We start from the raw sequence: 21560 nt of genomic DNA, 5'->3' as shown, positions 1-21560 counted from the left end.
CTGTGTCAGCTTTCTCGCGCGAGGCAGTCCTTCATGCTGTTTGCAATGCCGTGCATGAGGTTGAAATAGAGGTCCGGCCCGGCATCAAGCGTTGCCGCTTCGGGATCGAGCACACCGGCCTTCGCCTTGGTGCCCTCTATGACCACGTCGACCAATCGCGGCTGGAATTGCGGCTCGGCGAAAACGCAGGTGGCACCCAACTCACCGACCTTCTTGTGAATTTCCGCGATGCGTTCGGCGCCTGGGATCGTTTCGGGACTAACGGTGATCGAGCCGGCGACCCGCACATTGTAGCGGTGTTCGAAATATTGATAGGCATCGTGGAAGACGATGAACGGCTTGTCCTTTACCGGTGACACGATGCCGGCGACCTCCTTGTCGAGTGCGTCGAGCCGGTCGTCCAACGTCTTCGCGTTTGCCTGATAGGTAAGGGCATTGGCGGGATCGGCTGCGACCAGAGTAGTAGTGATCTCGGCTGCCATCGCTTTTGCATTTTGCGGATCGAGCCAGAGATGGGTATCGAACGCGCCGTGCTCGTGGTCGTGATCCTCATCCGCATGGGCGTGGTCGTGCCCGTTGCCGTCGTGGTGGTCTCCATCGTTGTGGTCGCCGTCATCGTGCGGCTCGAACGCACCGCCTTCGCGGAATTTGAGCTTCGTTAGACCGGGAGCCTTGTCGAGTTCGGCGACGACCGCATCGGACCCGATCGCCTCGAGAGGCTTCTCCAGAAACGCTTCGAGCCCAGGGCCGACCCAGAAGACGACCTTGGCATTCTGAAGCGCACGCGCGTTGGAGGGCTTCATGTTGTAGGTATGCGGCGAGGCGGCACCGTCGACGATCAGTTCGGGTGTGCCGACGCCCTGCATGATAGCCGATACGAGGGAATGCACCGGCTTGATCGAGGTCACGACGACAGGCGCATCGGCCGTTCTGCCCGCCTCGGCAAACAGGATGGCGGGGACTGCGAGGATAAGGGCCGTCGCGAGTTTCATCTGTGTGCTCCGCTTGAATTGCTATTGTAATGTTATTACATCAATTGCGTTATGCTATAACGTGTGCGATAGCAAGTCGCAACAGCACATTCGGAAAAATGATGTCCTTTCCTGCAAATTCCGAAGCGAAGCCGTTGGTGTCGCTTTCCAATGTCGGCGTCCGACGCGACGGCCGTTGGCTCGTCCGCGGCGTCGATTTCTCCGTCTCGCGCGGCGAGATCGTCACGCTGATCGGCCCCAACGGATCGGGCAAGTCTACGACGGTCAAGACGGCGATCGGCGTCCTGAAGGCGGACGAGGGCAGGGTGGAACGTGCCTCTGGTCTCAAGGTTGGTTACGTGCCGCAGAAGCTGGCGATCGATTGGACTTTGCCGCTCACCGTTCGCCGGCTGATGACGCTGACTGGGCCGCTCTGCGAAGGCGACATGGCCGCTGCACTCGATGCTGTCGGTCTGTCGCATATGCTCGGTGCGGAAGTGCAGCATCTGTCCGGCGGCGAGTTTCAGCGGGCTTTGATGGCGCGGGCGATCGCCCGCAAGCCCGATCTCCTTGTCCTCGATGAACCCGTTCAGGGTGTCGATTTCTCCGGCGAGATTGCGATCTACGATCTGATCCGGTCGATCCGCAACACGACCGGCTGCGGTATCCTGCTGATTTCGCACGACCTGCATGTCGTCATGGCGGCGACGGACACCGTTATCTGCCTCAACGGCCATGTCTGCTGCCGCGGCACGCCACAGGCGGTGAGCCAGAGTGCGGAGTATGTCCGTCTGTTCGGCAGCCGCGCAGCGCAGGCGCTCGCGGTCTACAGCCATCACCACGATCACACACATCTGCCGGATGGCCGTGTGCTGCATTCGGACGGCTCAGTGACCGATCACTGCCATCCCGATGATGGGCACCATCTCGGCCACGAGGGCCACGACCACGATCATACCCATGCCGCCGGTGATCATCATACCGATGATCCCAAACATGACCACGATCACAGGCAGCCTGCAGGAGAACGCCATGTTTGACGATTTCTTCGTCCGCGCGATCCTTGCCGGCGTCGGGCTGGCGCTGACGACCGGCCCGCTCGGCTGCTTCATCATCTGGCGGCGCATGGCCTATTTCGGCGATACGATCGCCCATTCGGCCTTGCTCGGCGTAGCGCTCTCGCTGCTCCTGCAGTTCAATCTGACGCTTGCCGTGTTCCTTGTTGCGGCGACCGTGTCGATCCTTTTGCTGTTCCTGCAGAAGCGGCAGGCGCTATCTGCGGACGCGTTGCTCGGGATTCTCTCGCATGCGACGCTGGCGATCGGCCTCGTCATGGTCGCCTTCATGAGCTGGGTGCGTATCGACCTCATCGCTTTCCTGTTCGGCGATATCCTTGCGGTCTCGAAGACTGATATTGTCATGATTTGGGGTGGCGGCATTCTCGTGCTGGCGGCGATTGCCTGGCTCTGGCGTCCGCTGCTGGCCTCTACGGTCAATCCCGAGCTTGCCGAGGCCGAGGGACTGCAGCCCGAGCGGGCGCGGCTCTTCTTCATGCTGCTGATGGCTGTCGTCATCGCCATCGCGATGAAGATCGTCGGCATCATGCTGATCACTTCGTTGCTCATCATCCCGGCGGCCGCAGCGCGCCGTTTCGCCTCGACGCCTGAGGTCATGGCCGTCTTCGCCTCGCTAATCGGTGCCGTCGCCGTCGTCGGCGGGCTGTTCGGCTCGCTGACCTATGATACGCCCTCGGGCCCGTCGATCGTCGTGGCTGCCCTGATCCTCTTCATCCCGAGCCTGCTGCCGAAGCGCGGGCGCGGGCAGGCCCTGGAAGGACAACGTTCATGAACGCACCTGCTTTGACCAAAAACCAGGCGCTCGTCTTCGAGGTGCTCGAGAAGGCAGACGGACCCCTCAGCGCGTACACGATCCTCGACAAGCTGCGCGACCATGGCTTTCGCGCACCGCTGCAAGTCTACCGCGCGCTGGAGAAGCTACTTGAGTATGGTGTCGTCCACCGGCTGGAGAGCATCAACGCCTTCGTTGCCTGCGCCCATCCGGACCAGAACTGCCATAGCCACGGCATCGTCGCCTTCGCGATCTGCGAAAGCTGCGGGCATGTCATGGAATTCCATGACCACGAGGTCGATCACCGCCTGATGAACTGGACCCGCGGCAAGAAGTTCAAGGCGGAGAAGACCACGATCGAGATCCGCGGTCTGTGCGAGACCTGTGCGGCTTAGGCTGCAACCGTGCGCTCTCAATGATTGCGAACGATATTTAATGTAAACGTTGGTTGTATTTCGAGAATATCTATGATGTGCGGCGGGTTGGGGACCGCACATTGGCAATACGTCATCTGCCGTGGCTGAATTCCTCATCTACGGGGCCGCGCAGAACAAACTGACGGCGGGGTCAGAGCGGATGCAGGTCGCGCGCGAAACGCTGCCAGTTGCCGACATACTTCTCGGCAGAGCGGCGCAGCCCCGCTATTGCCGCATCGTCGAGCGTGCGGACAACCCGTGCCGGTGAGCCGACGATGAGCGAATTGTCGGGAAACTGCTTGCCCTCAGTGATCAACGCATTGGCGCCGACCAGGCAGTTGCGACCGATCTTGGCGCCATTAAGCACGGTGGCTCCCATGCCGATCAGGGAATTGTCGCCGATCACGCAGCCATGGACGATCGCATGATGACCGATGGTGCAGCCTTCGCCGATTGTCACCGGAAAGCCCGGATCGGTGTGCAGCATGGCGCCTTCCTGAATGTTCGTCGACCTGCCGACGATGATCGGCTCGTTGTCGCCGCGCAATACCGCACCGAACCAGATGCCCACATCCTCGCCAAGCGTAACTTGAGCGATTACATGCGCGTCCGGCGCGATCCAATAGGTGCCGGCGGGCGGCAGGTCCGGCGTCAGTCCGGCGAGTGCGTAGACAGGCATGGCGTCTCCTCTCAGGCCACCTTAAGCGACAGCGTGGCGATGCCGTCGATGCCGCAATCGACGCGATCGCCCTTCTTCACGGCGCCGACGCCGGCTGGCGTGCCGGTCATGATGACATCGCCCGGGGCGAGGACGAAAAGCTTCGACAGTTCGGCGATGATCTCCGGCACCTTCCAGATCATCTGGTTGAGGTCGCCATCCTGCGCGCGTTTGCCGTTCAGCTCCAGCCAAATGCGTCCGCCCAAGAGGTGGCCAAGTCTGCTTGCCGGGACGATCGGCGAAACCGGCGCCGAACATTCGAACGCCTTTGCGACCTCCCAGGGACGGCCGAGCTTCTTCGCCTCGACCTGCAGGTCGCGGCGGGTAAAATCGATGCCGACGGCGTAGCCGTAGATGCAGTCGAGCGCCCTTTCGACAGGGATATCCTGGCCACCGGCCTTCAGCGCCAACACGCACTCGACCTCGAAATGCACGTCGCTGGAAAGCGGCGGGTAGGGAAAATCCCTGCCTGCGGGCAGCAGGTTGTCGGCGTTTTTCTGGAAAAAGAAGGGCGGCTCGCGGCTTGGGTCATGCCCCATCTCGATCGCATGGTCGGCATAGTTACGCCCGACGCAGTAGACCCGGCGCACCGGGAAGAGTTCGGCAGTGCCTTCTACGGGAAGCAGAACGGGTTGCGGGAGGGGGATGACGGTGGCGGGGAGGGACATTGCGAGCTCGTGTTGTTCATCGGTCCCCGCATCTTAGACGGAAAGCGACCGCGGGGGGAAGCGTTCAACAAGTGACCTTGCCGTCGTCCTGCATCCTGACATTGCTGCCCTGCGCGGGGAAAACTGGCGTTTCGCCCGCCTTTGCGCTATGAGCGCGGCATGACGACATCCAATTTCTACGCCGAGGCCCTGAAAACCGGCCGGCCGATCTTCGCCGTTGCGCCGATGATCGACTGGACCGATCGGCATTGTCGCTATTTCCACCGGCAGATCAGCCGCAATGCGCTGCTCTACACGGAAATGGTCGTGGCCGATGCGATCATCCATGGGCCGCGCGAACGACTCCTGTCCTTCGATGCGGCGGAGCATCCGGTGGCGCTGCAGCTTGGCGGGTCGGATCCGGCAAAGCTCGCGGAAGCGGTCCGGATCGCCGCGCCCTATGGCTACGACGAGATCAACCTGAACGTCGGCTGCCCCTCGGACCGGGTGCAGTCGGGCACCTTCGGTGCCTGCCTGATGCTGACGCCGGAGACGGTGGCGGCCTGCGTCAAGGCGATGAAGGCGGTTGCCGACCGGCCCGTGACGGTGAAGTGCCGGATTGGCGTCGACGAGCAGGATCCGGAAGCGGCTCTGCCCGATCTTCTTGACCGGGTGCTCGATGCCGGCGCCGACGCCGTCTGGATCCACGCGCGCAAGGCCTGGCTCAAGGGCCTGTCGCCGAAGGAGAATCGCGAAATCCCGCCGCTCGACTACGAGATCGTCTACCGCATGAAACAGGCGCGGCCGGATGTCTTCATCGGCATCAACGGCGGCATCCAGACGCTGGACGAGGCGGCGGCTCACTTGAATCATATCGACGGCATCATGCTCGGACGCGCGGCCTACCAGAACGCCGCTGTTCTCGCCGACGTCGATCAGCGATTCTACGGTGCATCGGCCGAGGAGGCTGATTGGGGCGCGATCCGCGACCGGATGATGGCCTATGCCGAGCGCCATATCGAAAGCGGCGGGCGGATGCAGCAGGTGGCGCGGCACATGGTCGGGCTGTTTACCGGGCTGCCCGGTGCGCGGCGCTATCGGCAGATCCTTTCGACCGATGCGGTGAAGACAGGGGCGGGGCCAGAGGTGATCGCCGCTGCCTTCGCTGCGGTCGATTTCGAAGGCGCGCGGGAAGCGGTCGGCGCCTAGAGCGGTCAGGCATGGCGGCCCCTCTTTGAGCCGGCCCGCTGCCACGATCGCTTTCCTCAACAGCCCTCCTGCTCGTCCCCGCAAACGAAAACGGCGCCCCTTGCGGAGCGCCGTTCCATCCTGCCGAAACAGGGAATTTGGATTAGTTGGCCGAGATGTTGACGGCCTTCGGGCCCTTGCCCATACGATCCGGCTCGGTGTCGAAGGTTACCTGCTGGCCTTCGCGGAGCGACTGGATGCCGGAAGCCTGGAGCGCGGAGATGTGAACGAAAACGTCCTTCGCGCCGCCGTCCGGAGTGATGAAACCAAAACCCTTGTCCTGGTTGAAGAATTTTACGACGCCTTTGGTGGCCATTGGGATAGTCCTTTTCCCTTAGTCTGTCTGGTATCCATCCCCCCGAGAGGAAATGGACGGCTTTAGCTTTCGCGCTCCCTCATCGAAATTCAGCGCGCGAAGGGTCAGTCGAGTAGTTCACGAACGGGGAAAGAACGTCTACGCACGCGGGTGTCCCCCACGCTGCCTTCCTGCCGGAAGGCGTTACCACATCAGTCCAGTCACCGGCATGCAAATGCCCGAGAGCTGCATTTGGTGACAGCATTCGAAGCAAAAGGCAAGCGGCAATATTGTGGCACGCGATTCCGCGGGCCGGGAATGGCCAAAGATTCAGACACTTGCCGAAAGGTAAGGATGCACAGCCGGCACTGTATCTTTTCCGGATTCTGTGCCGGAACGGCGCTGTTTCGGCGTTTTCGCAACCTCCGCCTCGATCCGAAGGATGGCGTCGAGGTTGCCATGGCCGCGATCGCGCGAGGGTAGGGCGGACGATTTCCGTTACCGAGCGGTGATAGTCCGGCCGGTCCTCGGACCCGCTGGCGGTAGAGGATGCCGAGCCGGCCGAAATGCGCGGCCTGGTAGACGTCGGCGGCATAGGCGAACAGAGCGTCATGCGCCTTGCGCTCGTCATCGCTCAGCATCGTGTAGCAGAGCCGCGTCCTGTCGTGCGTGAAGCCCGGGGGCAGATCGTTCTGGTGCTCGTAGAGGGGCGCGGCAGCTCGGACGTCACGCCGGTGTAGAGCATGCCGTTACGCTGCGAGGCGAGGATATAACGTAGCCCTTCATGCGCGGATCATGCGTGTCTTTATAAAACGATGCAATCATTGGTGGCCATAGCCGTCATGCCGGGCTTGATCCGGCATCCAGCGGCGCGATGTCCATCGCGCGAAGGCCATTCTGGGTTCGGGTGCATGTTCGCTGAGCATTCACCGCGCGGACGCGCGGTCGCTTGATCCCGGCTCTTCCGGGATGACGGGAAGAGGGTCAGGTCAGCGCCCCGGTCGCCCGGTTTTCCCCTTTGTCCTGCCCTTGCGCTTTTGCTCGGCCGGGTCCTCGTAGGAGCCAATGCCCGTCTTGCCGCGGACGAGGGGGCGGGGGTCGCCGTTGGGTCCTCGGGTCTCGCTGCGCTCGCCCGAGGATGACGACGGAGAGGGAAGCGGCGAGGCGCGCTTCTTCGTACCGATCGATTCCCCTGGCTTCTCCGGCTGCGCGCCGATGACCGGTTTTTCGGTGCGGCCGACGGTCATTTCGTCGAGGCTGTTGCGGCGGAAGAGACTCTTGCCCGCGGGCTCGGCGATGTCGCGGCCCATTTCGTCGAGGTCCGGCTTGCGGAAGAGGGGCATTGCGGTGTCGGCGCCCGGGCCCATGTCGTCGAGGCTGGGCTTGGCGAAGTAGGAGGTTCCTCGCCCGCCCTCGTGGTTCGAGACGGCCCTTTTGGCCTCCTCACCATGAGGGCTCTCATTGTGGCCACGGCTCGCGGCTGCGTCCCCACCCCGAGGGCTACCCGCCGCGGTCGTTACTCCGTCCTCATCCTGAGGCGGTCGCGCAGCGTCCCTCGAAGGACGAGGGCGGCCGCCTTCCATCGCCCTGGATTCTTCGCGGGCCAGAGGGTCGTCCATGGCTGCGAGTTCGACGGCCTTGAGGCGCTTGATCTCGTCGCGCAGGCGCGCGGCCTTTTCGAAGTCCAGGTCTGCGGCGGCGTCGCGCATCTGTTTTTCCAGCGCGTTGAGATGGGTCTGCAGGTTGGCGCCGACGAGGTTTCCGCCGTCCGCAAAGCCCTTGCCTGAAGCACCCGAGATGTCGGCGCGGACGTGGTCGCGTTCGTAGACCGAGTCGAGGATATCGGAGATCTTCGCCTTGACCGATTCCGGGGTGATGCCGTGTTCGGCATTGTAGGCCATCTGCTTTTCGCGGCGGCGGCCGGTTTCCTCCATCGCGCGCTTCATCGAGCCGGTGACGTTGTCGGCGTAGAGGATGACCTTGCCGTCGACGTTTCTTGCGGCGCGGCCGATGGTCTGGACCAGCGAGGTTTCGGAGCGCAGGAAGCCTTCCTTGTCGGCATCGAGGATGGCGACGAAGCCGCATTCGGGAATGTCGAGGCCTTCGCGCAGAAGGTTGATGCCGACGAGCACGTCGAAGGCGCCGAGGCGGAGATCGCGGATGATCTCGATGCGCTCCAGCGTATCGATGTCGGAGTGCATGTAGCGGACGCGCACGCCCTGCTCGTGCAGGTATTCGGTGAGGTCTTCGGCCATGCGCTTGGTGAGCACGGTGCAGAGGGTGCGGTAGCCCTTGGCCGCGGTCTCTCGGATCTCGCCGAGCACGTCGTCGACCTGGGTGCGGGCGGAGCGGACCTCGACGGGCGGGTCGATGAGGCCGGTCGGGCGGATCACCTGTTCGGCGAAGACGCCGCCGGACTGATCCATCTCCCAGGCGCCTGGCGTGGCCGAGACCGCGATGGTGTCGGGGCGCATCGCGTCCCATTCCTCGAAGCGCAGCGGCCGGTTGTCCATGCAGGAGGGCAAGCGGAAGCCGTATTCGGCAAGCGTCGCCTTGCGGCGGAAGTCGCCGCGGTACATGCCGCCGATCTGCGGCACGGTGACGTGGCTTTCGTCGATGAAGACGATGGCGTTGTCGGGGACGTATTCGAACAAGGTCGGCGGCGGGTCGCCTGGATCGCGGCCGGTGAGGTAGCGCGAATAGTTCTCGATGCCCTGGCAGGAGCCGGTGGCTTCGAGCATTTCAATATCGTAGCGGGTGCGCTGCTCGAGACGCTGGGCCTCCAGCAGGCGGCCGGCCTTCTCAAGCTCGACGAGGCGGCCCTTCAGCTCCTCCTTGATCGACTTGATGGCAGCGTTCAGCGTCGGGCGCGGGGTGACATAGTGCGAATTGGCGTAGATCTTCACCGATTTCAGGTCGCCGGTCTTCTGGCCGGTCAACGGGTCGAACTCGGTGATGGCGTCGATCTCGTCGCCGAACATGGAGATGCGCCAGGCCGCGTCTTCCAAGTGGGCCGGGAAGATCTCGATCGTATCGCCGCGGACACGGAAGGAGCCGCGCTGGAAATCCATGTCGCGGCGCTTGTACTGCTGGGCGACGAGGTCGGCCAAGAGCTGGCGCTGGTCGAGCCGGTCCCCGACATTCATCTGGAAGGTCATGGCGGTATAGGTCTCGACCGAGCCGATACCGTAGATGCAGGACACGGAGGCGACGATGATGCAGTCGTCGCGTTCGAGCAGCGAGCGCGTCGCCGAGTGGCGCATCCGATCGATCTGCTCGTTGATCGAGGATTCCTTCTCGATATAAGTGTCGGAGCGCGGGACGTAGGCTTCCGGCTGGTAGTAGTCGTAGTAGGAGACGAAGTACTCGACGGCGTTATCAGGGAAGAAGTTCTTGAACTCGGAATAGAGCTGGGCGGCGAGCGTCTTGTTCGGCGCCAGAATGAGCGCCGGGCGCTGCGTTTGCTCGATCACCTTGGCCATGGTGAAAGTCTTGCCGGAGCCGGTGACGCCGAGCAGCACCTGGGAACGGTCGCCGTTTTCCAGGCCCTCGACGAGGTCTCTGATGGCGGTCGGCTGGTCGCCGGCGGGCTGGTATTCGCTGTCCATGCGGATCGAGATGCCGCCCTCGGATTTCTCCGGCCGGGTAGGGCGGTGCGGCGTCCAGATCTTGCCGTTCTTGTGCAGCGGGTTGCCGCTTTCGATCAGCGCCGACAGCGCCTCGACAGTGGCGGTGACGGCGGTGCCGGCCTGCAGCGAGGCGGCCTCCTCCAGCGTTGTATCCATGCCCGCCACCGGGTTGAGGCCGGCTGCCGCGCGGGTCTTCGGGTCGGTCGAGCCGCCCATCGACGTCCCGCGTGCGGATTTCGACGCGGCGATCTCCACTTTCTTGCGATGCTTGCCCGCCTTTGAGGCGATCTGCCGCTGGGTCTCGACGCCGGAGGCCTCCGCATCGGCTTCTAGCTGCTTCACCCAGTCGGCGACGGAACCCTCAAGAGGGGCGCCTTCAAAAGACGACTGTGGGGCTTCCTCGAAGCCATTCGGGGCGGGAGATTTCTTCGGAGTTTTGGCCATGGGCGGAATATGGCGAGAGTCATTGCGAAAGTGAAGAGGCAAAGAGTACAAAAGGGAAACAAATGAATCGTTTGGATTTGGTGAACAGTGGCGTTCGATTTTCTCCTAACCCGCTGTCGGCTGAGGCCGCGGTGGGACGTCCTTGACATGTGAGGCGGGCTGCATAGAGGCCCACGAAGGGGAGTAGATATGAGAAAGATCATCACAGGTGCATTCGCCAGTCTCGACGGCGTCATGCAGGCGCCGGGCGGCCCGCATGAGGACCCGATCGGCGGCTTCAAGTATGGCGGCTGGGCCGCCCCTTATTTTGACGAGGCGATGGGACAGGCCGTGGGCGAGATGTTCGCCAATCCCTTCGATCTGCTGCTCGGCCGCAAGACCTATGATATCTTCGCCGCGCATTGGCCCTACGTCGCTGCCGACGACCCGATCGGTCCGCTGTTCGACCGGATCACCAAGTACGTCGCGACCCGTAACCCGGACCTGAAGCTCAGCTGGCAGAACAGCCAGGTGCTCGGTGCCGACGTCGTCGGCGTGCTCAAGGGGCTGAAGAGCAGCGATGGCCCGGATCTCCTGACGCAGGGATCGACGGACTTCCTGCAGACCTTGTTCCAGAACGACCTGGTCGACGAACTGCATATTTCGTTCTTTCCCGTTGTGCTCGGCAAAGGCAAGAGACTGTTCGGCGACGGCGCCTGTCCGGGCGCGCTGAAACTCATCAGTTCGAAGGTCTCCGGCTCCGGCGTGACGGTGAACAAATATGTCCGAAGCGGCGATATCGTCACCGGCTCGTTCGAATTCGAGCAACCCACCGCGGCTGAGCTGGAGCGGCGCAGGAAGCTGACCTGAGGCGATGGGATGGGGTGCCGTCTTGAACCAAATGGGGAGGAGCAGATCCAAGCGCTGCTTCTCGTTTCCCTTGGAAGCGGTTTGCAGACGTGAGTCGTGGAGGACCTTCCGCTGATTAAAACGCGGCGCAAGGGCAAAAACGTTATGCAGAGCATGCTGATCCCGAGCGAGACGATGGTCGCCGACGAATTGCGCGCCCCCCGACCGGGCCACCTGGCGGATATCGCGGAGGTAAGGCGCGCACTCGCGTCGAAGTACGAAGCGGATGCGTGCTGCCCGGTGACCGCGCAGCGGGATCTGGTACGTATCAGCCAGGACGACAGCGCTCCCTTTTGGCGCGTTGTCGACCCCGACCGGCCGTTCGCCCGACGCATGGCAGGCGGGCCGGATCGTATCCGCGAGAAGCTTGCCGCCGAGCGCTGAGCGACGGTCAAACTGTCGCAGGCGGGAACCAGGACAGCAATGCTGACGTTAGCCGGGGCTGCGCTCACCCCGCAGCAGCGCAACACCGTGATCGCCAGCTATCTCGGCTGGACGCTCGATGCCTTCGATTTCTTCATTCTGGTTTTCGTTCTCAAGGACATTGCAGAGGGGTTTCATACCGACGTTCCGACCGTGTCGGTTGCGGTCTTCCTGACGCTGGCGATGCGACCGCTCGGCGCGCTGGTGTTCGGGCTGGCGTCGGACAAATACGGCCGGCGGATCACATTGATGGTCAATGTGCTGTTCTATTCACTGTTCGAGTTCCTGACCGGCTTTTCCACCGGACTCACCATGTTCATCGTGCTGAGAGCGCTCTACGGCATCGCCATGGGGGGCGAGTGGGGCGTCGGCGCCTCACTCGTCATGGAGACCGTGCCGGAGGAAAGCCGCGGCATCGTTTCCGGCATCCTGCAGGCCGGCTATCCCTCGGGCTATCTGCTTGCCTCGATCGCCTTCTTCCTGCTCTTTCCGGTCATCGGCTGGCGCGGCATGTTCTTCGTCGGCGCACTGCCGGCGCTGTTGGTGTTCTATATCAGGCGCAATGTCGAGGAGAGCCCGGCCTTCCTCGAGCGCCAGGAGCAGGGGCGGCGGCCTTTCCTCAGCGTACTGCGCGAGAACGTGCCGCTGTTCGTATGGGCCGTGCTGCTGATGACGGCGTTCAACTTCTTCAGCCACGGCACGCAGGACATCTATCCGACCTTCCTGGAAACACAGCGCAACTACGACAGCCACACAACGGGCGCGATCGCGATCGTCTACAATATCGGCGCGATCTGAGATCCGGACCAGCGATTGGCGGCAATGGTGCGGTAAGTACGTCCGGTGCAGCATATCGGCCTGTCAGGCTGCGCATGCCTCCCGGTCTCGCTCGACAAGCAAATGCTGTTCCTGCACGCCCAGCCTAGCGCTCCACGAAGGCGCGCAGGCGTTCGAGCGCTTCGTCCCATTGTCGCGAGACGCTGTCGAGATAGGCGCGCATCTCGCCGATCCGATCGGGCTGGAAGGCGTAGTGGCTTTCCCGCCCGACTTTGGTGGAGCGGACGAGGCCGGCCTGTTCCAGCACGTGCAGATGCTTCGTCACCGCCTGCCGGGTCAGTGCGGTACCGACGGAAAGCCCTGATATCGAGCGTTCGCGCCCGTCGCTGAGGGTCGTCAGCAGCGACAGGCGCGTCGGGTCCCCCAGCGCGGCAAACAGGATTGCCGCGTTCCCGCGATGGAATTCGACGTTAGCGATCGACGTATTCCTTGATGTTTTTCATCTGTTCGGCCCAGCCGCCGTCGTTCATGCGGAAGGCTTCCTCGCGGCGATGCGGCGGGACCTTGTCGAACCCCGATTCCGTGACGGTCAGGCGCGATCCCGATGGCGTCGGCTCCAGGCGAAACTCGACCAGGGTCGGCGGCTCGCCGGAGTAGTCGACACCGGGATCGATGGCGTAGGGATGCCAGGTGAAGGAAAACAGTTCGGGCTCTTCCATGCGCTTGACGGTCGCCTGCCAGCGAATGTGCTCGTAGCCGGGGTAGGTGATGTGACCGGTCGAATTCTCGCCCGGCACGAAGGGGCCGTCCAGCTGGACGCGGAACCATTCGCCGAATTCGCGGTGATCGGTGATGGCTTTCCAGACGCGCTCGACCGGCGCATTCAGTTCGATGATCTTCTCAACGCGATCAGACATATCAGCAACCTCCTGGTTGCCTTTTAAATCGCATATTCGCGATGAATTGGCAACCAAAAAGTTGCGAATTGTTACCCGAGGATGTCGTAGATGCGGAAGATGAAGCTGACCTGATAGACCAGATTGAGCCAGACAAAGGCCGTGTGGAAGCGGCGGTTTGCGGTCCATGCGGCGATGACGCAGAGGATGACATAGACGATGTTGCGCGCCGGATACTCCCAGCCGATGGAGTGGATGTGGTCAGCGCCCTTGATCGCAGTGTCGACGATGTCGACGGCGTAGGTGAGGGCGAGCGTGCCGAAGAACCAGCGCCGGCGCGAGTAGAAATACTCTTCGTAGCCGCCGTACTCGTCGAGCGAGACGGGGAAGAGCAGGGCACAGAGCATGAAGAACAGGCAGCAGAAAGAGATCAGAAACAGGTAGATGCCGAAATGCAGCACGGGCACGGCCTGCAGCCGGTACTCCCACCACCAGATGTGGATGATGAAGAGGAACATGGAGGCCGCCCAACCAAGATGCACGGCATAGGGCTTGGCCTTTCCCGGATGCTGGATGATACCGGCGATGCCGGTCAGCAGCCGCGCAAGGCTGAGCGAGATCACCATCCCCATCACCACCTTGATGTGGAGAAAGACCTCCGGCGAGGCGACCGTTTCCATGGCCTACTCCGCGGGAACCGGCTTGGGCTTTCCGCTCTCGTCGAGCGCAACCATGATGAAGGTCGCCGCTGTCACCTTTTCCATGTTGTTGTAGCGGGCGCGCGTGGCCCAAGCCTCGACCGAGAGCATGATCGAGGTGCGGCCGACGGTTTCGATCGTCGTATAGACCGACAGCGTATCGCCGATCTTCACCGGCAGGGCGAAGGCCATCTCCTTGACGGCCGCAGTGACGACACGGCCCTTGGCGCGCTCGGAGGCGGTGATGCCCGAGGCAAGGTCCATCTGTGCCATGACCCAGCCACCGAAAATGTCGCCCGCCGGATTGGCGTCGGCGGGCATCGCCACGGTGCGAAGGGTCAGCGCGCCACTCGGCTTGGCGTTGTCGGTCATGCAAGGTTCCTCTTGAGCATACAGATGGCGATTCCGAAGGACCGTAGCGCAGATGCCGTTGAAGCGAAACGCGGCGCTGTCGAGAGACGGTCCGTTGGCCGCCGCACCTGCTACCATAGTTCTATGAGATCTTACCTAGCGCGGTTTGCACGGGTCGTGGCTTGTCAATAATAATCAATGCTTTGCCTGGAAATATGCGGTGGCGGCGAAAGTGCTCACGCTGCGGCAGTTCAGTAAACTCTAATTAAAATTCACGATCCGGTAAGGCTCGCATTGCAGTATTCGACTATTCTCAAATTCTGAACTGCCGGGGCTCAATGCGTAACGTCAAGATTTCCACTCGCCTCTATTCTCTCGTGGGGCTGGCGCTGACCATTCTGGTGCTCGCCATCACCTTCTTCCTCAACTATTCGCACGCGAAGCTGGAGAGCGAGCGCAAGCATGGTCTTGCGCAGATGGATGCAACGGCGATCGCCATCTTCCAGAAATACTACAAGTTGGAACAGTCCGGCGCCATGACGCGGGAGCAGGCGCAGACCGCGTCGAAGGACGTGATTTCAGCCATGCGCTACGGCGGCAATGGCTATTTCTGGATCAACGACATGCACCCGACGATGATCATGCATCCGATCAAGCCGGAGCTGAACGGAACGGACCTGTCCCAGAACAAGGATCCGACCGGCAAGTTCATCTTCGTCGAGTTTGCCAATACCGTGAAGAAGAGCGGCGAAGGCTTCGTCGATTACTACTGGCCCAAGCCGGGCGCGGCCGATCCGGTGCTCAAATATTCTCATGTGGTCGGCTTCGAGCCCTGGGGCTGGGTGGTCGGCACCGGCGTCTATGCCGACGACCTTGCGGCGCTCTATCGCCAGAACGCGATCTGGGCCGCGGGGGCTTGCCTTATCGGCGCGATCGTGATCATCGGCGTCGCCTTCGGGATCGTACGCAGCGTTACCTCGCCGATCGCTCGGCTGAAGGGCGCGATGAACGCCATTGCGGATGAACGCGACGCCGGCGAGATCGCAGATCACGACCGGCGTGACGAGATCGGAGCAATGGCGAAGTCTCTGCTTGTGCTGCGTGATTCCGTCCGCGAGCGTGCCCTGATGCGCGATCGCGAGAGCCGGCACCAGCTACAGATCGAGGAGGAGCGTCGCGGCAACGAGGCCAACTGGCGCTCGGCAGCGGATCGCCAGGCCTTTGCGATCCAGTCTCTCGGGGCAGGCCTGGAAAAGCTTGCCGCCGGCGACCTGACCGTGTCGATCGGCGATCTCGGCGACGATTACGCCAAGCTGCGTTCCGACTTCAACTCAGCCGTCGACGCGCTGAACGGCGTGATCCAGGCGATTGCGGAATCGACCAGTGTCGTCAACGACAGCGCCGGCAATATCAGTGAAGCCACGAACAATCTGTCAAAGCGTACCGAGCAGCAGGCGGCCGCCCTTGAAGAGACGGCGGCGGCACTTGACGAGATCACCGCGACCGTGCGGACTGCTTCGGAACGCGCGGCTGAAGCCCGCGAGATGGTGGCGGAAACCAAGACCAGCGCCGGCAAGTCGGGCGAGATCGTCCGCAATGCGGTCACCGCGATGAACCGGATCGAGGACTCATCAGACCGCATCAGCCAGATCATCGGCGTCATCGATGAGATTGCCTTCCAGACGAACCTGCTGGCGCTGAATGCCGGCGTCGAGGCGGCACGTGCAGGCGAGGCAGGTCGTGGTTTTGCGGTGGTCGCACAGGAAGTACGCGAACTTGCTCAACGCTCCGCAAACGCAGCAAAGGAGATCAAGGTACTCATCAGCACCTCGGCAAGCGAAGTCGGAAACGGCGTAATGCTGGTGCGTTCGACTGGTGATGCGCTGCTCGAAATCGAGGAGCTGGTCAATCGTGTCAACAACCATGTCGCCTCGATCGCGACTGCAGCGCGCGAGCAGGCCACGGGGCTCAACGAGATCAACACCTCGGTCAACCACATGGATCAGATGACGCAGCAGAATGCCGCGATGGTGGAGGAGACGACGGCTGCAAGCCAGACACTGGCCGAAGAAAGCCGGCAGTTGAGCACCTTGCTGGCCAATTTCAGGCTGCGCGCTGCCGGTGGCAATGGTGCAGGACGGATGTCCCGCGCTGCCTGACGAGTTGACTAACAAAGAGATCAAGGTCTCCCGGGCGACGCCACGGGGGACCTTTTTTGTGGCGCCTACCTCTTCGCGCGTCTCTTGAATTTGCGCTTTCAGATAGTAATGTGCATGGCGTCCGCAATTGGAGCCCACGAATGCTTCGGCCCTCGCCTTGCTTCCCGTGCATGCGCTTGTTCGGCATCGTTTTTTGCTTGTTGTCGATTGCGTTTTCTCCAGCCAAAGCTGCGGACTTTGAGGCCGAGCATGTGGTGTCGGAGCGGGAATCGGCGGTGATCGTCAGCCCCTATGCCCGGGCAGGTTTCCTGAAGGGCAACGGATCACTTAGCGGCTTCGATACCGATGTGGACGTGTCGTTCTCCAATATCCTCGACCATCTCGAGTTCGCATTGATGGGTAATGTCAAAGTCACGAACGGCAAATGGTCGGCGCGAGAAGCATGAGAGGGAACGCATGAGACGTTTGCTGCTGCGCCTATTCGTGTCGCTTTCGACGCCGGGGTTGGCACTTGGCTTCATTTTCTTTGCCGCGTCGCTGACGCCGAGCCTCATGCCACGCTCCTTCTTCATCCAAGGCGCGCTGTCCGGCATCGCCGCCGCCGTAGGGTATCTTTTCGGGGTGGCTTTTACCTGGCTCTGGAAATACCTGGAACTGCCGATCCCGGGCGGACGCAGACTGCCCGGCAACCTGATCGTTTGCGGACTTGGTGTTGTGCTGTCGGTGGTCGTCCTTTGGCGCGTTGTCGGCTGGCAGAATTCGATCCGCGACTTGTGGCACATGGAGCGTGTCGATACGGCTGAGCCTTTCAGCGTCGCGCTTGTCGCAACCGTCGCCTTCTTCGTTGCTCTTCTGATCGGTCGGCTGTTTCGGCTCACGTGTCTGTTCCTGTCGGAGTGGCTGTCGCGCTTCGTGCCGCGCCGCGTCTCGCAGGTGATCGGCGGTGTTCTTGCGATCGCCCTCTTCTGGTCTGTCGTCGACGGCGTGCTGCTGCGTGCGGCGTTGCATCTGGCCGACAGTTCATTCCGGAGGGTCGATGCGCTTCTGGAAGACGGCGTTCCTATCCCAGGCGATCCGGCAAAGACCGGAAGCGTCGCCTCGCTTGTCGCCTGGGAGGGACTTGGGCGTCAGGGCCGTAATTTCATCGTGTCAGGGCCGACAGCCGCGCAAATCGGCGATTTCTGGAAGACGCCGGCGCGCGAGCCGCTGCGAACCTATGTGGGCCTGAACAACGCAGAAACGATCGAGGAGCGCGCAAAGCTCGCACTCGAAGAGATGAAGCGCCAAGGCGCATTCGAACGCTCGCTCCTCGTCATCATCGTTCCGACGGGAACCGGCTGGATCGACCCGGAGGCAATGGACACGCTCGAGTATCTGCATCACGGGGATGTGGCGAGCGTCGGGCTTCAATATTCCTATCTGACAAGTTGGTTATCGCTGCTTGTCGAGCCGGAATACGGTTCGGCGTCCGCCAGGGCGTTGTTTCGCGAGGTCTACGGCTACTGGACAACGTTGCCGCGGGACAAGAGACCGAAGCTTTACCTGCACGGCCTCAGCCTTGGAGCACTGAATTCCCAAGTCTCCGCAGATATCTTCGACATCGTGGCGGATCCATTTCAGGGGGCGTTATGGAGCGGGCCGCCTTTTGAAAGCAGGATGTGGCGAGACGTGACGGCCGCGCGCAATCCGCAATCGCCTGCGTGGTTGCCGCAGTTCCGCGACGGATCCCTGATCCGATTCACCAACCAGACGAACCAGTTGGATATTCCCGGCGCAAACTGGGGACCCATTCGCATCGTCTATCTGCAGTATGCCAGCGACGCAGTGACGTTCTTCGATCCCTATTCTTTCTATCGGGAGCCGGCATGGATGAGGCGTCCGCGCGGGCCAGATGTTTCGCCGAGCCTGCGTTGGTTTCCGGCGCTGACAATGCTGCAATTGCTGGTCGATATGGCGATCGCAACGAGCTCTCCGATGGGGTACGGCCACGTCTATGCCCCGCAGCACTATATCGATGGCTGGATCGCCGTGACGGACGCGAAGATCGACAGCGAGCGGGTCAACGCCTTGAAGCGGCTGTTCGAGGAGCGGTCCGTGCAGACGGGCGAGGGCGACTAGTTATCCACAGACCGTGTTTCAAACAGGGAAACGCTGTGCATTAACCATGTTCATTAGGCCTTCATTCAGCGTCTCGTATCAGTTTGCGCCGCAGTGGCTGGGAAACCACAGCATTGAGGCTCGAAACAATGACCTACAGCGGCTTGCTTCTTACTGCCATCGTGGCTGGTCTGATCACAATTCTGGCGGTCGGCAGTCGCCCGGCGAGCGAGGCCGCGTCCAACTGGCCGCAGATGGACGTGATGAAGACGGATCGGATCGTCACTGGCAGCGTTCCTGCGCGATAAATGAGGGCGCGTCAGTTTTGTTCTGCGCCAGCGGCGGCAGGCGCATCAAATTGGTACTTCGGACGTCTCTCAGAGAGACGTTGCGACTGATATTCAGACTTTGTTAGGTATCTCGGGGGCAAGGCCTTTTTCAACCCCGGCGGATGACCTAAGCCGAGATTATGGGAGAGAAATCATCATCCGAGTCGCGGCCGTGCCTGATCGATCTGGTGATCGTCGGGGTGGCCGCGGGGCTTCTGGCCTGCCTGCTGCGCGGCGGCAACATCGGTGCGATCGCGCCGGTGGGTTTGGGAACTGCCTTGTCCTGGTATTTTCTGGGCTTCCCGATCATCAGGACAAGAAATCGCTCGCGCTAATTGGGAGTCCGAAGCAAGGGCGCGTTAATAGTGAGGGGCTTAAACGGGTAGGGTTCGTAAGGCAAATCACCCATGTATAGTTCCGATCAACGTTACGACGTCATTTGCGACCCGCTCGATCTCTGGATGGTGTGGGACAACCAGACTGAAGAGCCTGCGTCCTTCGGCGGGCAGATATTGCACGGCTTGACGGAAGGCCATGCCGTCGAGGTCGCCAAAATCATGAATGAACTCTACGGCAGCGACAAACGAGATGTGCCCACAGCATTTCGCAGCGTCGGGGGCTGACGCTCTGAGGGCACGTCACCGGTGCGTTTAGCCGTCGGACTGGCACCGCCACAGAGTTCAGGCTATTCTCCGCCATCGCAGGCTTTGGCAGCGCGATGTGGGGGAGGCGGATGCCATGGGCACGAAGGAATTGTTCTCAATCGCCGCCGATCATGCCGTGCGCTTTCGTGACACGACCGACAGTCGCGCCCATCGCCCATTGCGTGACTATGCCACCGCCGTGGAGGCCTTTGCCGCCCCACTGCCTGAACAGTCATCGCCGATGGTCGACGTGCTCGACGAACTGGTGACGACGGCGGAGCCGGGATTGCATCTGATGACCGGCGCGCGCTTTTTCGGCTGGGTCATCGGAGGCTCTCACCCGATGGGAGTTGCCGCCGATTTTCTAACGAGCGCGTGGGGACAGAATGCCGGCAACCATACGGCGTCGCCTTCGGCGGCCGCCGCTGAAACAGTAGGCGCGCGCTGGCTGCTGCAGCTGCTTGGACTTCCCGCTGGCTGTTCTGTCGGCTTTGTCACTGGCGCAACCGTCGCGAATTTCACCTGCCTTGCGGCCGCTCGAGGCGAGGTGCTGCTACAGGCGGGCTGGGATGTCGATGCCAACGGACTGTTCGGAGCGACGCCGATCACGGTGCTGATCGGCGATGATGCGCATACGACGGTGTTCTCCGCGTTGCAATTTCTCGGCCTCGGCCACGATCGCGTGATGCGGATCCCGACGGATGATCAGGGGCGCATCGTGCCGGTGGCGTTCGAGCAGGCCGTTGCCGATGTCTCTGGCCCTTGCATAGCGATCCTCCAGGCAGGGCAGATCAATACGGGCGCCTGTGACGATTTCGGCAGCTTGATCCCGATTGCCAAGTCGAAGGGCGCATGGGTGCATGTCGACGGGGCGTTCGGCCTCTGGGCGCAGACCTCGGCGCGGCGGCGTCATTTAACCGCCGGCGTGGAGCAGGCAGACAGCTGGGCCACCGATGGGCACAAATGGCTGCAGACGCCCTATGATTGCGGCTATGCGATCGTGCGCGACGAACTCGCGCACCGGCGGGCCATGACCATATCGGCGAGCTATCTGCCGCTTGCCAGCGAGGGCGAGCGCGATCCTTCGCACTATGTGCCGGAGCTGTCGCGGCGGGCGCGCGGCTTTGCCACATGGGCGATGATCAGGCATCTCGGGCGCAGCGGCGTCGAGGCCCTGGTCGACGGCGCATGCGACGCTGCGACAGGCATGGCACTGGCGCTTGCCGGGGAACCGGGAATTACGATTGGCAACGATGTCCTCCTCAATCAGGTGATTGTGCGCTTCGGAGCGGACCTGCCGCCTGAGCAGGCCGACGAGTTCACCAAGCGAACGATCGGCGCCTTGCAGCGCGAGGGCGCTCTGTTTGCCGGCGCAGCAACATGGCGCGGCAGGCAGGTCATGCGCCTATCGGTTACCAACTACCAGACGAACGCTGCCGAAGCGGCGAAGGCGGTCGATGCAATCTTGAGAGCCTATCGGGCAGAGCGGCGCGACGCCGTATAACCGTATGGTGACCAGTCGTGTCGTGGTTGCGACGGGACACATGCCAATCGCCATCCCGTCCAGCGAAGCCCGGTACTACTGCCCGCGACCCCTTCGCCAGTGATCGATTGAGAGAGTGCCGGCTCCGGCGGCGGCGAGCACGAACATGCCGCCCGCGATGGCCAGATCTTTTTCGAAATGAAGCAGTTCGTTCTGATCGCTGAAGTTGGTATGGAAAAGCGTTGCAGTGGCGACGCAAAACAGGCCCAAGGCGGAAGCGCCGATGCGGGGCAAAAGCCCGGTGGCGATGGATAGGCCGGCGCCGATCTGGAGAGCGATCGTTGCTACAAGCAGTGGAACGCTCAAACCGAATTGCGCAGCCATCTCGACGGCGCCCGAAAAATTGAGCGCCAGCGAGACCCCCTCATGTAGGAAGATCCAGGCGAGAAGCAGCCGGCCGATCAATAGCGCAATGTCGATCGCTCCTGTGCCGACCGAGGATTTGCCGTCTGCCATATGAACCTCCGTGCCGCGCTGCCAACGACGTCAGGCAGCCCGCTCGCATCATAGACCAGGGACGAGGATTCGCCAGCCTTACC

Annotated in this window: 24 protein-coding genes and 1 pseudogene; 15 read left to right on the top strand and 10 right to left on the bottom strand. The window is 62.1% G+C overall.

The annotated features are described in order from the left end of the window. Positions 1–5: 5 nt before the first annotated feature. Positions 6–992 carry a zinc ABC transporter substrate-binding protein ZnuA gene (gene znuA / locus ACSQ9D_RS08975; RefSeq protein WP_436281937.1) on the bottom strand — a complete coding sequence of 329 codons (987 nt, stop codon included), beginning with the start codon at positions 990–992 and terminating at the stop codon, positions 6–8. A 101-nt stretch (positions 993–1093) separates the two neighbouring features. Here znuA and ACSQ9D_RS08970 point away from each other — a divergent pair, with 101 nt between their 5' ends. Genes ACSQ9D_RS08970 through ACSQ9D_RS08960 form a run of 3 tightly spaced genes read left to right on the top strand, consistent with a single transcriptional unit; the run spans position 1094 to position 3214 of the window. Further along, the gene (locus ACSQ9D_RS08970; protein WP_436281936.1) at positions 1094–2011 is read left to right on the top strand and encodes an ATP-binding cassette domain-containing protein; all 918 of its coding nucleotides are present in this window, start codon (positions 1094–1096) and stop codon (positions 2009–2011) included. Continuing rightward, positions 2004–2819, top strand: coding sequence for a zinc ABC transporter permease subunit ZnuB (gene znuB / locus ACSQ9D_RS08965; RefSeq protein ID WP_436281935.1), 816 nt, complete (start codon positions 2004–2006; stop codon positions 2817–2819). Before ACSQ9D_RS08970 ends, znuB begins: the two co-directional genes overlap by 8 nt. After that, entirely contained in the window at positions 2816–3214 is a 399-nt protein-coding gene (locus tag ACSQ9D_RS08960) for a Fur family transcriptional regulator (RefSeq protein WP_024312884.1), read from the top strand. The genes znuB and ACSQ9D_RS08960 overlap by 4 nt, the downstream gene beginning before the upstream one ends. 172 nt (positions 3215–3386) lie before the next feature. On the opposite strand, the gene ACSQ9D_RS08955 is transcribed toward ACSQ9D_RS08960, so the two are convergent. Then, entirely contained in the window at positions 3387–3914 is a 528-nt protein-coding gene (locus tag ACSQ9D_RS08955) for a gamma carbonic anhydrase family protein (RefSeq protein ID WP_436281934.1), read from the bottom strand. 11 nt (positions 3915–3925) lie between these two features. Continuing rightward, on the bottom strand, positions 3926–4621 hold the full coding sequence (locus ACSQ9D_RS08950; protein ID WP_436281933.1) for a fumarylacetoacetate hydrolase family protein: 696 nt from the start codon (positions 4619–4621) through the stop codon (positions 3926–3928). Positions 4622–4810: 189 nt separating this feature from the next. Between ACSQ9D_RS08950 and dusA the strand changes: the two genes are divergently transcribed. After that, positions 4811–5809, top strand: coding sequence for a tRNA dihydrouridine(20/20a) synthase DusA (gene dusA, locus ACSQ9D_RS08945; RefSeq protein ID WP_436283798.1), 999 nt, complete (start codon positions 4811–4813; stop codon positions 5807–5809). A 142-nt stretch (positions 5810–5951) separates the two neighbouring features. Here dusA and ACSQ9D_RS08940 read toward each other — a convergent pair whose 3' ends face one another. Beyond that, entirely contained in the window at positions 5952–6164 is a 213-nt protein-coding gene (locus ACSQ9D_RS08940; protein WP_018900054.1) for a cold-shock protein, read from the bottom strand. A 545-nt stretch (positions 6165–6709) separates the two neighbouring features. On the opposite strand from ACSQ9D_RS08940, the gene ACSQ9D_RS08935 reads away from it, so the two are divergent. Further along, positions 6710–6883 carry a hypothetical protein gene (locus ACSQ9D_RS08935; RefSeq protein WP_436281932.1) on the top strand — a complete coding sequence of 58 codons (174 nt, stop codon included), beginning with the start codon at positions 6710–6712 and terminating at the stop codon, positions 6881–6883. 249 nt (positions 6884–7132) lie between these two features. Here the strand turns inward: ACSQ9D_RS08935 and uvrB are convergent, their stop codons facing one another. Continuing rightward, a complete protein-coding gene (gene uvrB / locus ACSQ9D_RS08930) occupies positions 7133–10216 on the bottom strand; it encodes an excinuclease ABC subunit UvrB (protein ID WP_436281931.1) in 3084 nt (1027 codons plus the stop codon). Positions 10217–10405: 189 nt separating this feature from the next. On the opposite strand from uvrB, the gene ACSQ9D_RS08925 reads away from it, so the two are divergent. The 3 genes and pseudogenes from ACSQ9D_RS08925 to ACSQ9D_RS08915 form a co-directional block, all read left to right on the top strand. Beyond that, a complete protein-coding gene (locus tag ACSQ9D_RS08925; protein ID WP_436281930.1) occupies positions 10406–11065 on the top strand; it encodes a dihydrofolate reductase family protein in 660 nt (219 codons plus the stop codon). Between the two features lie 96 nt (positions 11066–11161). Continuing rightward, positions 11162–11488 (top strand): hypothetical protein, encoded by a 327-nt coding sequence (locus tag ACSQ9D_RS08920; RefSeq protein WP_436281929.1) that lies wholly within the window; start codon positions 11162–11164, stop codon positions 11486–11488. 39 nt (positions 11489–11527) lie between these two features. Then, positions 11528–12322 (top strand): annotated as a pseudogene (locus ACSQ9D_RS08915) (MFS transporter); the annotation flags it as partial. A 127-nt stretch (positions 12323–12449) separates the two neighbouring features. Here ACSQ9D_RS08915 and ACSQ9D_RS08910 read toward each other — a convergent pair. The 4 genes from ACSQ9D_RS08910 to ACSQ9D_RS08895 all read right to left on the bottom strand — a co-directional run bounded on the left by ACSQ9D_RS08910 (position 12450) and on the right by ACSQ9D_RS08895 (position 14270). Next, complete coding sequence (locus ACSQ9D_RS08910; protein ID WP_436283797.1) at positions 12450–12782, bottom strand: ArsR/SmtB family transcription factor; 333 nt, start codon at positions 12780–12782, stop codon at positions 12450–12452. Beyond that, complete coding sequence (locus ACSQ9D_RS08905; protein ID WP_436281928.1) at positions 12775–13221, bottom strand: SRPBCC family protein; 447 nt, start codon at positions 13219–13221, stop codon at positions 12775–12777. The genes ACSQ9D_RS08910 and ACSQ9D_RS08905 overlap by 8 nt, the downstream gene beginning before the upstream one ends. Before the next feature lie 71 nt (positions 13222–13292). After that, on the bottom strand, positions 13293–13880 hold the full coding sequence (locus ACSQ9D_RS08900; RefSeq protein WP_436281927.1) for a hypothetical protein: 588 nt from the start codon (positions 13878–13880) through the stop codon (positions 13293–13295). Positions 13881–13883: 3 nt separating this feature from the next. Continuing rightward, positions 13884–14270, bottom strand: a complete 387-nt coding sequence (locus tag ACSQ9D_RS08895) for an acyl-CoA thioesterase (RefSeq protein WP_436281926.1) — start codon at positions 14268–14270, stop codon at positions 13884–13886. Positions 14271–14587: 317 nt separating this feature from the next. Between ACSQ9D_RS08895 and ACSQ9D_RS08890 the strand changes: the two genes are divergently transcribed. From ACSQ9D_RS08890 to ACSQ9D_RS08860, 7 genes are all read left to right on the top strand, one after another. Next, on the top strand, positions 14588–16408 hold the full coding sequence (locus ACSQ9D_RS08890) for a methyl-accepting chemotaxis protein (RefSeq protein ID WP_436281925.1): 1821 nt from the start codon (positions 14588–14590) through the stop codon (positions 16406–16408). Between the two features lie 140 nt (positions 16409–16548). Continuing rightward, entirely contained in the window at positions 16549–16854 is a 306-nt protein-coding gene (locus tag ACSQ9D_RS08885; RefSeq protein WP_436281924.1) for a hypothetical protein, read from the top strand. Positions 16855–16864: 10 nt separating this feature from the next. After that, positions 16865–18526: an alpha/beta hydrolase gene (locus ACSQ9D_RS08880; protein ID WP_436281923.1), complete on the top strand. Its 1662-nt coding sequence runs from the start codon at positions 16865–16867 to the stop codon at positions 18524–18526. Positions 18527–18639: 113 nt separating this feature from the next. Beyond that, positions 18640–18813, top strand: a complete 174-nt coding sequence (locus tag ACSQ9D_RS08875) for a hypothetical protein (RefSeq protein ID WP_156139889.1) — start codon at positions 18640–18642, stop codon at positions 18811–18813. 161 nt (positions 18814–18974) lie between these two features. Beyond that, positions 18975–19169, top strand: coding sequence for a hypothetical protein (locus tag ACSQ9D_RS08870; RefSeq protein WP_037119333.1), 195 nt, complete (start codon positions 18975–18977; stop codon positions 19167–19169). A gap of 72 nt (positions 19170–19241) precedes the next feature. Beyond that, complete coding sequence (locus tag ACSQ9D_RS08865) at positions 19242–19457, top strand: hypothetical protein (protein ID WP_436281922.1); 216 nt, start codon at positions 19242–19244, stop codon at positions 19455–19457. Positions 19458–19572: 115 nt separating this feature from the next. Further along, a complete protein-coding gene (locus tag ACSQ9D_RS08860; RefSeq protein ID WP_436281921.1) occupies positions 19573–20982 on the top strand; it encodes a pyridoxal phosphate-dependent decarboxylase family protein in 1410 nt (469 codons plus the stop codon). A 75-nt stretch (positions 20983–21057) separates the two neighbouring features. Here ACSQ9D_RS08860 and ACSQ9D_RS08855 read toward each other — a convergent pair whose 3' ends face one another. Further along, entirely contained in the window at positions 21058–21477 is a 420-nt protein-coding gene (locus ACSQ9D_RS08855; RefSeq protein ID WP_436281920.1) for a DoxX family protein, read from the bottom strand. Between the last annotated feature and the right edge of the window lie 83 nt (positions 21478–21560).

This window comes from Rhizobium sp. LjRoot258 (assembly GCF_964254185.1).
Lineage (GTDB): Bacteria > Pseudomonadota > Alphaproteobacteria > Rhizobiales > Rhizobiaceae > Rhizobium.
This window is presented reverse-complemented; position numbering and strand designations above follow the sequence as displayed.

Bases quoted from the DNA above. Each gene is read 5' to 3' on its own strand.
- ACSQ9D_RS08880 (WP_436281923.1), top strand. From the start codon at position 16,865: ATGAGACGTTTGCTGCTGCGCCTATTCGTGTCGCTTTCGACGCCGGGG.
- ACSQ9D_RS08855 (WP_436281920.1), bottom strand. From the start codon at position 21,477: ATGGCAGACGGCAAATCCTCGGTCGGCACAGGAGCGATCGACATTGCG.
- ACSQ9D_RS08895 (WP_436281926.1), bottom strand. From the start codon at position 14,270: ATGACCGACAACGCCAAGCCGAGTGGCGCGCTGACCCTTCGCACCGTG.
- znuA (WP_436281937.1), bottom strand. From the start codon at position 992: ATGAAACTCGCGACGGCCCTTATCCTCGCAGTCCCCGCCATCCTGTTT.
- ACSQ9D_RS08955 (WP_436281934.1), bottom strand. From the start codon at position 3,914: ATGCCTGTCTACGCACTCGCCGGACTGACGCCGGACCTGCCGCCCGCC.
- ACSQ9D_RS08935 (WP_436281932.1), top strand. From the start codon at position 6,710: ATGCGCGGCCTGGTAGACGTCGGCGGCATAGGCGAACAGAGCGTCATG.
- ACSQ9D_RS08905 (WP_436281928.1), bottom strand. From the start codon at position 13,221: ATGTCTGATCGCGTTGAGAAGATCATCGAACTGAATGCGCCGGTCGAG.
- ACSQ9D_RS08925 (WP_436281930.1), top strand. From the start codon at position 10,406: ATGAGAAAGATCATCACAGGTGCATTCGCCAGTCTCGACGGCGTCATG.
- ACSQ9D_RS08870 (WP_037119333.1), top strand. From the start codon at position 18,975: ATGGGAGAGAAATCATCATCCGAGTCGCGGCCGTGCCTGATCGATCTG.
- ACSQ9D_RS08890 (WP_436281925.1), top strand. From the start codon at position 14,588: ATGCGTAACGTCAAGATTTCCACTCGCCTCTATTCTCTCGTGGGGCTG.
- ACSQ9D_RS08860 (WP_436281921.1), top strand. From the start codon at position 19,573: ATGGGCACGAAGGAATTGTTCTCAATCGCCGCCGATCATGCCGTGCGC.
- ACSQ9D_RS08940 (WP_018900054.1), bottom strand. From the start codon at position 6,164: ATGGCCACCAAAGGCGTCGTAAAATTCTTCAACCAGGACAAGGGTTTT.
- ACSQ9D_RS08900 (WP_436281927.1), bottom strand. From the start codon at position 13,880: ATGGAAACGGTCGCCTCGCCGGAGGTCTTTCTCCACATCAAGGTGGTG.
- uvrB (WP_436281931.1), bottom strand. From the start codon at position 10,216: ATGGCCAAAACTCCGAAGAAATCTCCCGCCCCGAATGGCTTCGAGGAA.
- ACSQ9D_RS08865 (WP_436281922.1), top strand. From the start codon at position 19,242: ATGTATAGTTCCGATCAACGTTACGACGTCATTTGCGACCCGCTCGAT.
- ACSQ9D_RS08885 (WP_436281924.1), top strand. From the start codon at position 16,549: ATGCTTCGGCCCTCGCCTTGCTTCCCGTGCATGCGCTTGTTCGGCATC.
- ACSQ9D_RS08970 (WP_436281936.1), top strand. From the start codon at position 1,094: ATGTCCTTTCCTGCAAATTCCGAAGCGAAGCCGTTGGTGTCGCTTTCC.
- znuB (WP_436281935.1), top strand. From the start codon at position 2,004: ATGTTTGACGATTTCTTCGTCCGCGCGATCCTTGCCGGCGTCGGGCTG.
- ACSQ9D_RS08960 (WP_024312884.1), top strand. From the start codon at position 2,816: ATGAACGCACCTGCTTTGACCAAAAACCAGGCGCTCGTCTTCGAGGTG.
- ACSQ9D_RS08950 (WP_436281933.1), bottom strand. From the start codon at position 4,621: ATGTCCCTCCCCGCCACCGTCATCCCCCTCCCGCAACCCGTTCTGCTT.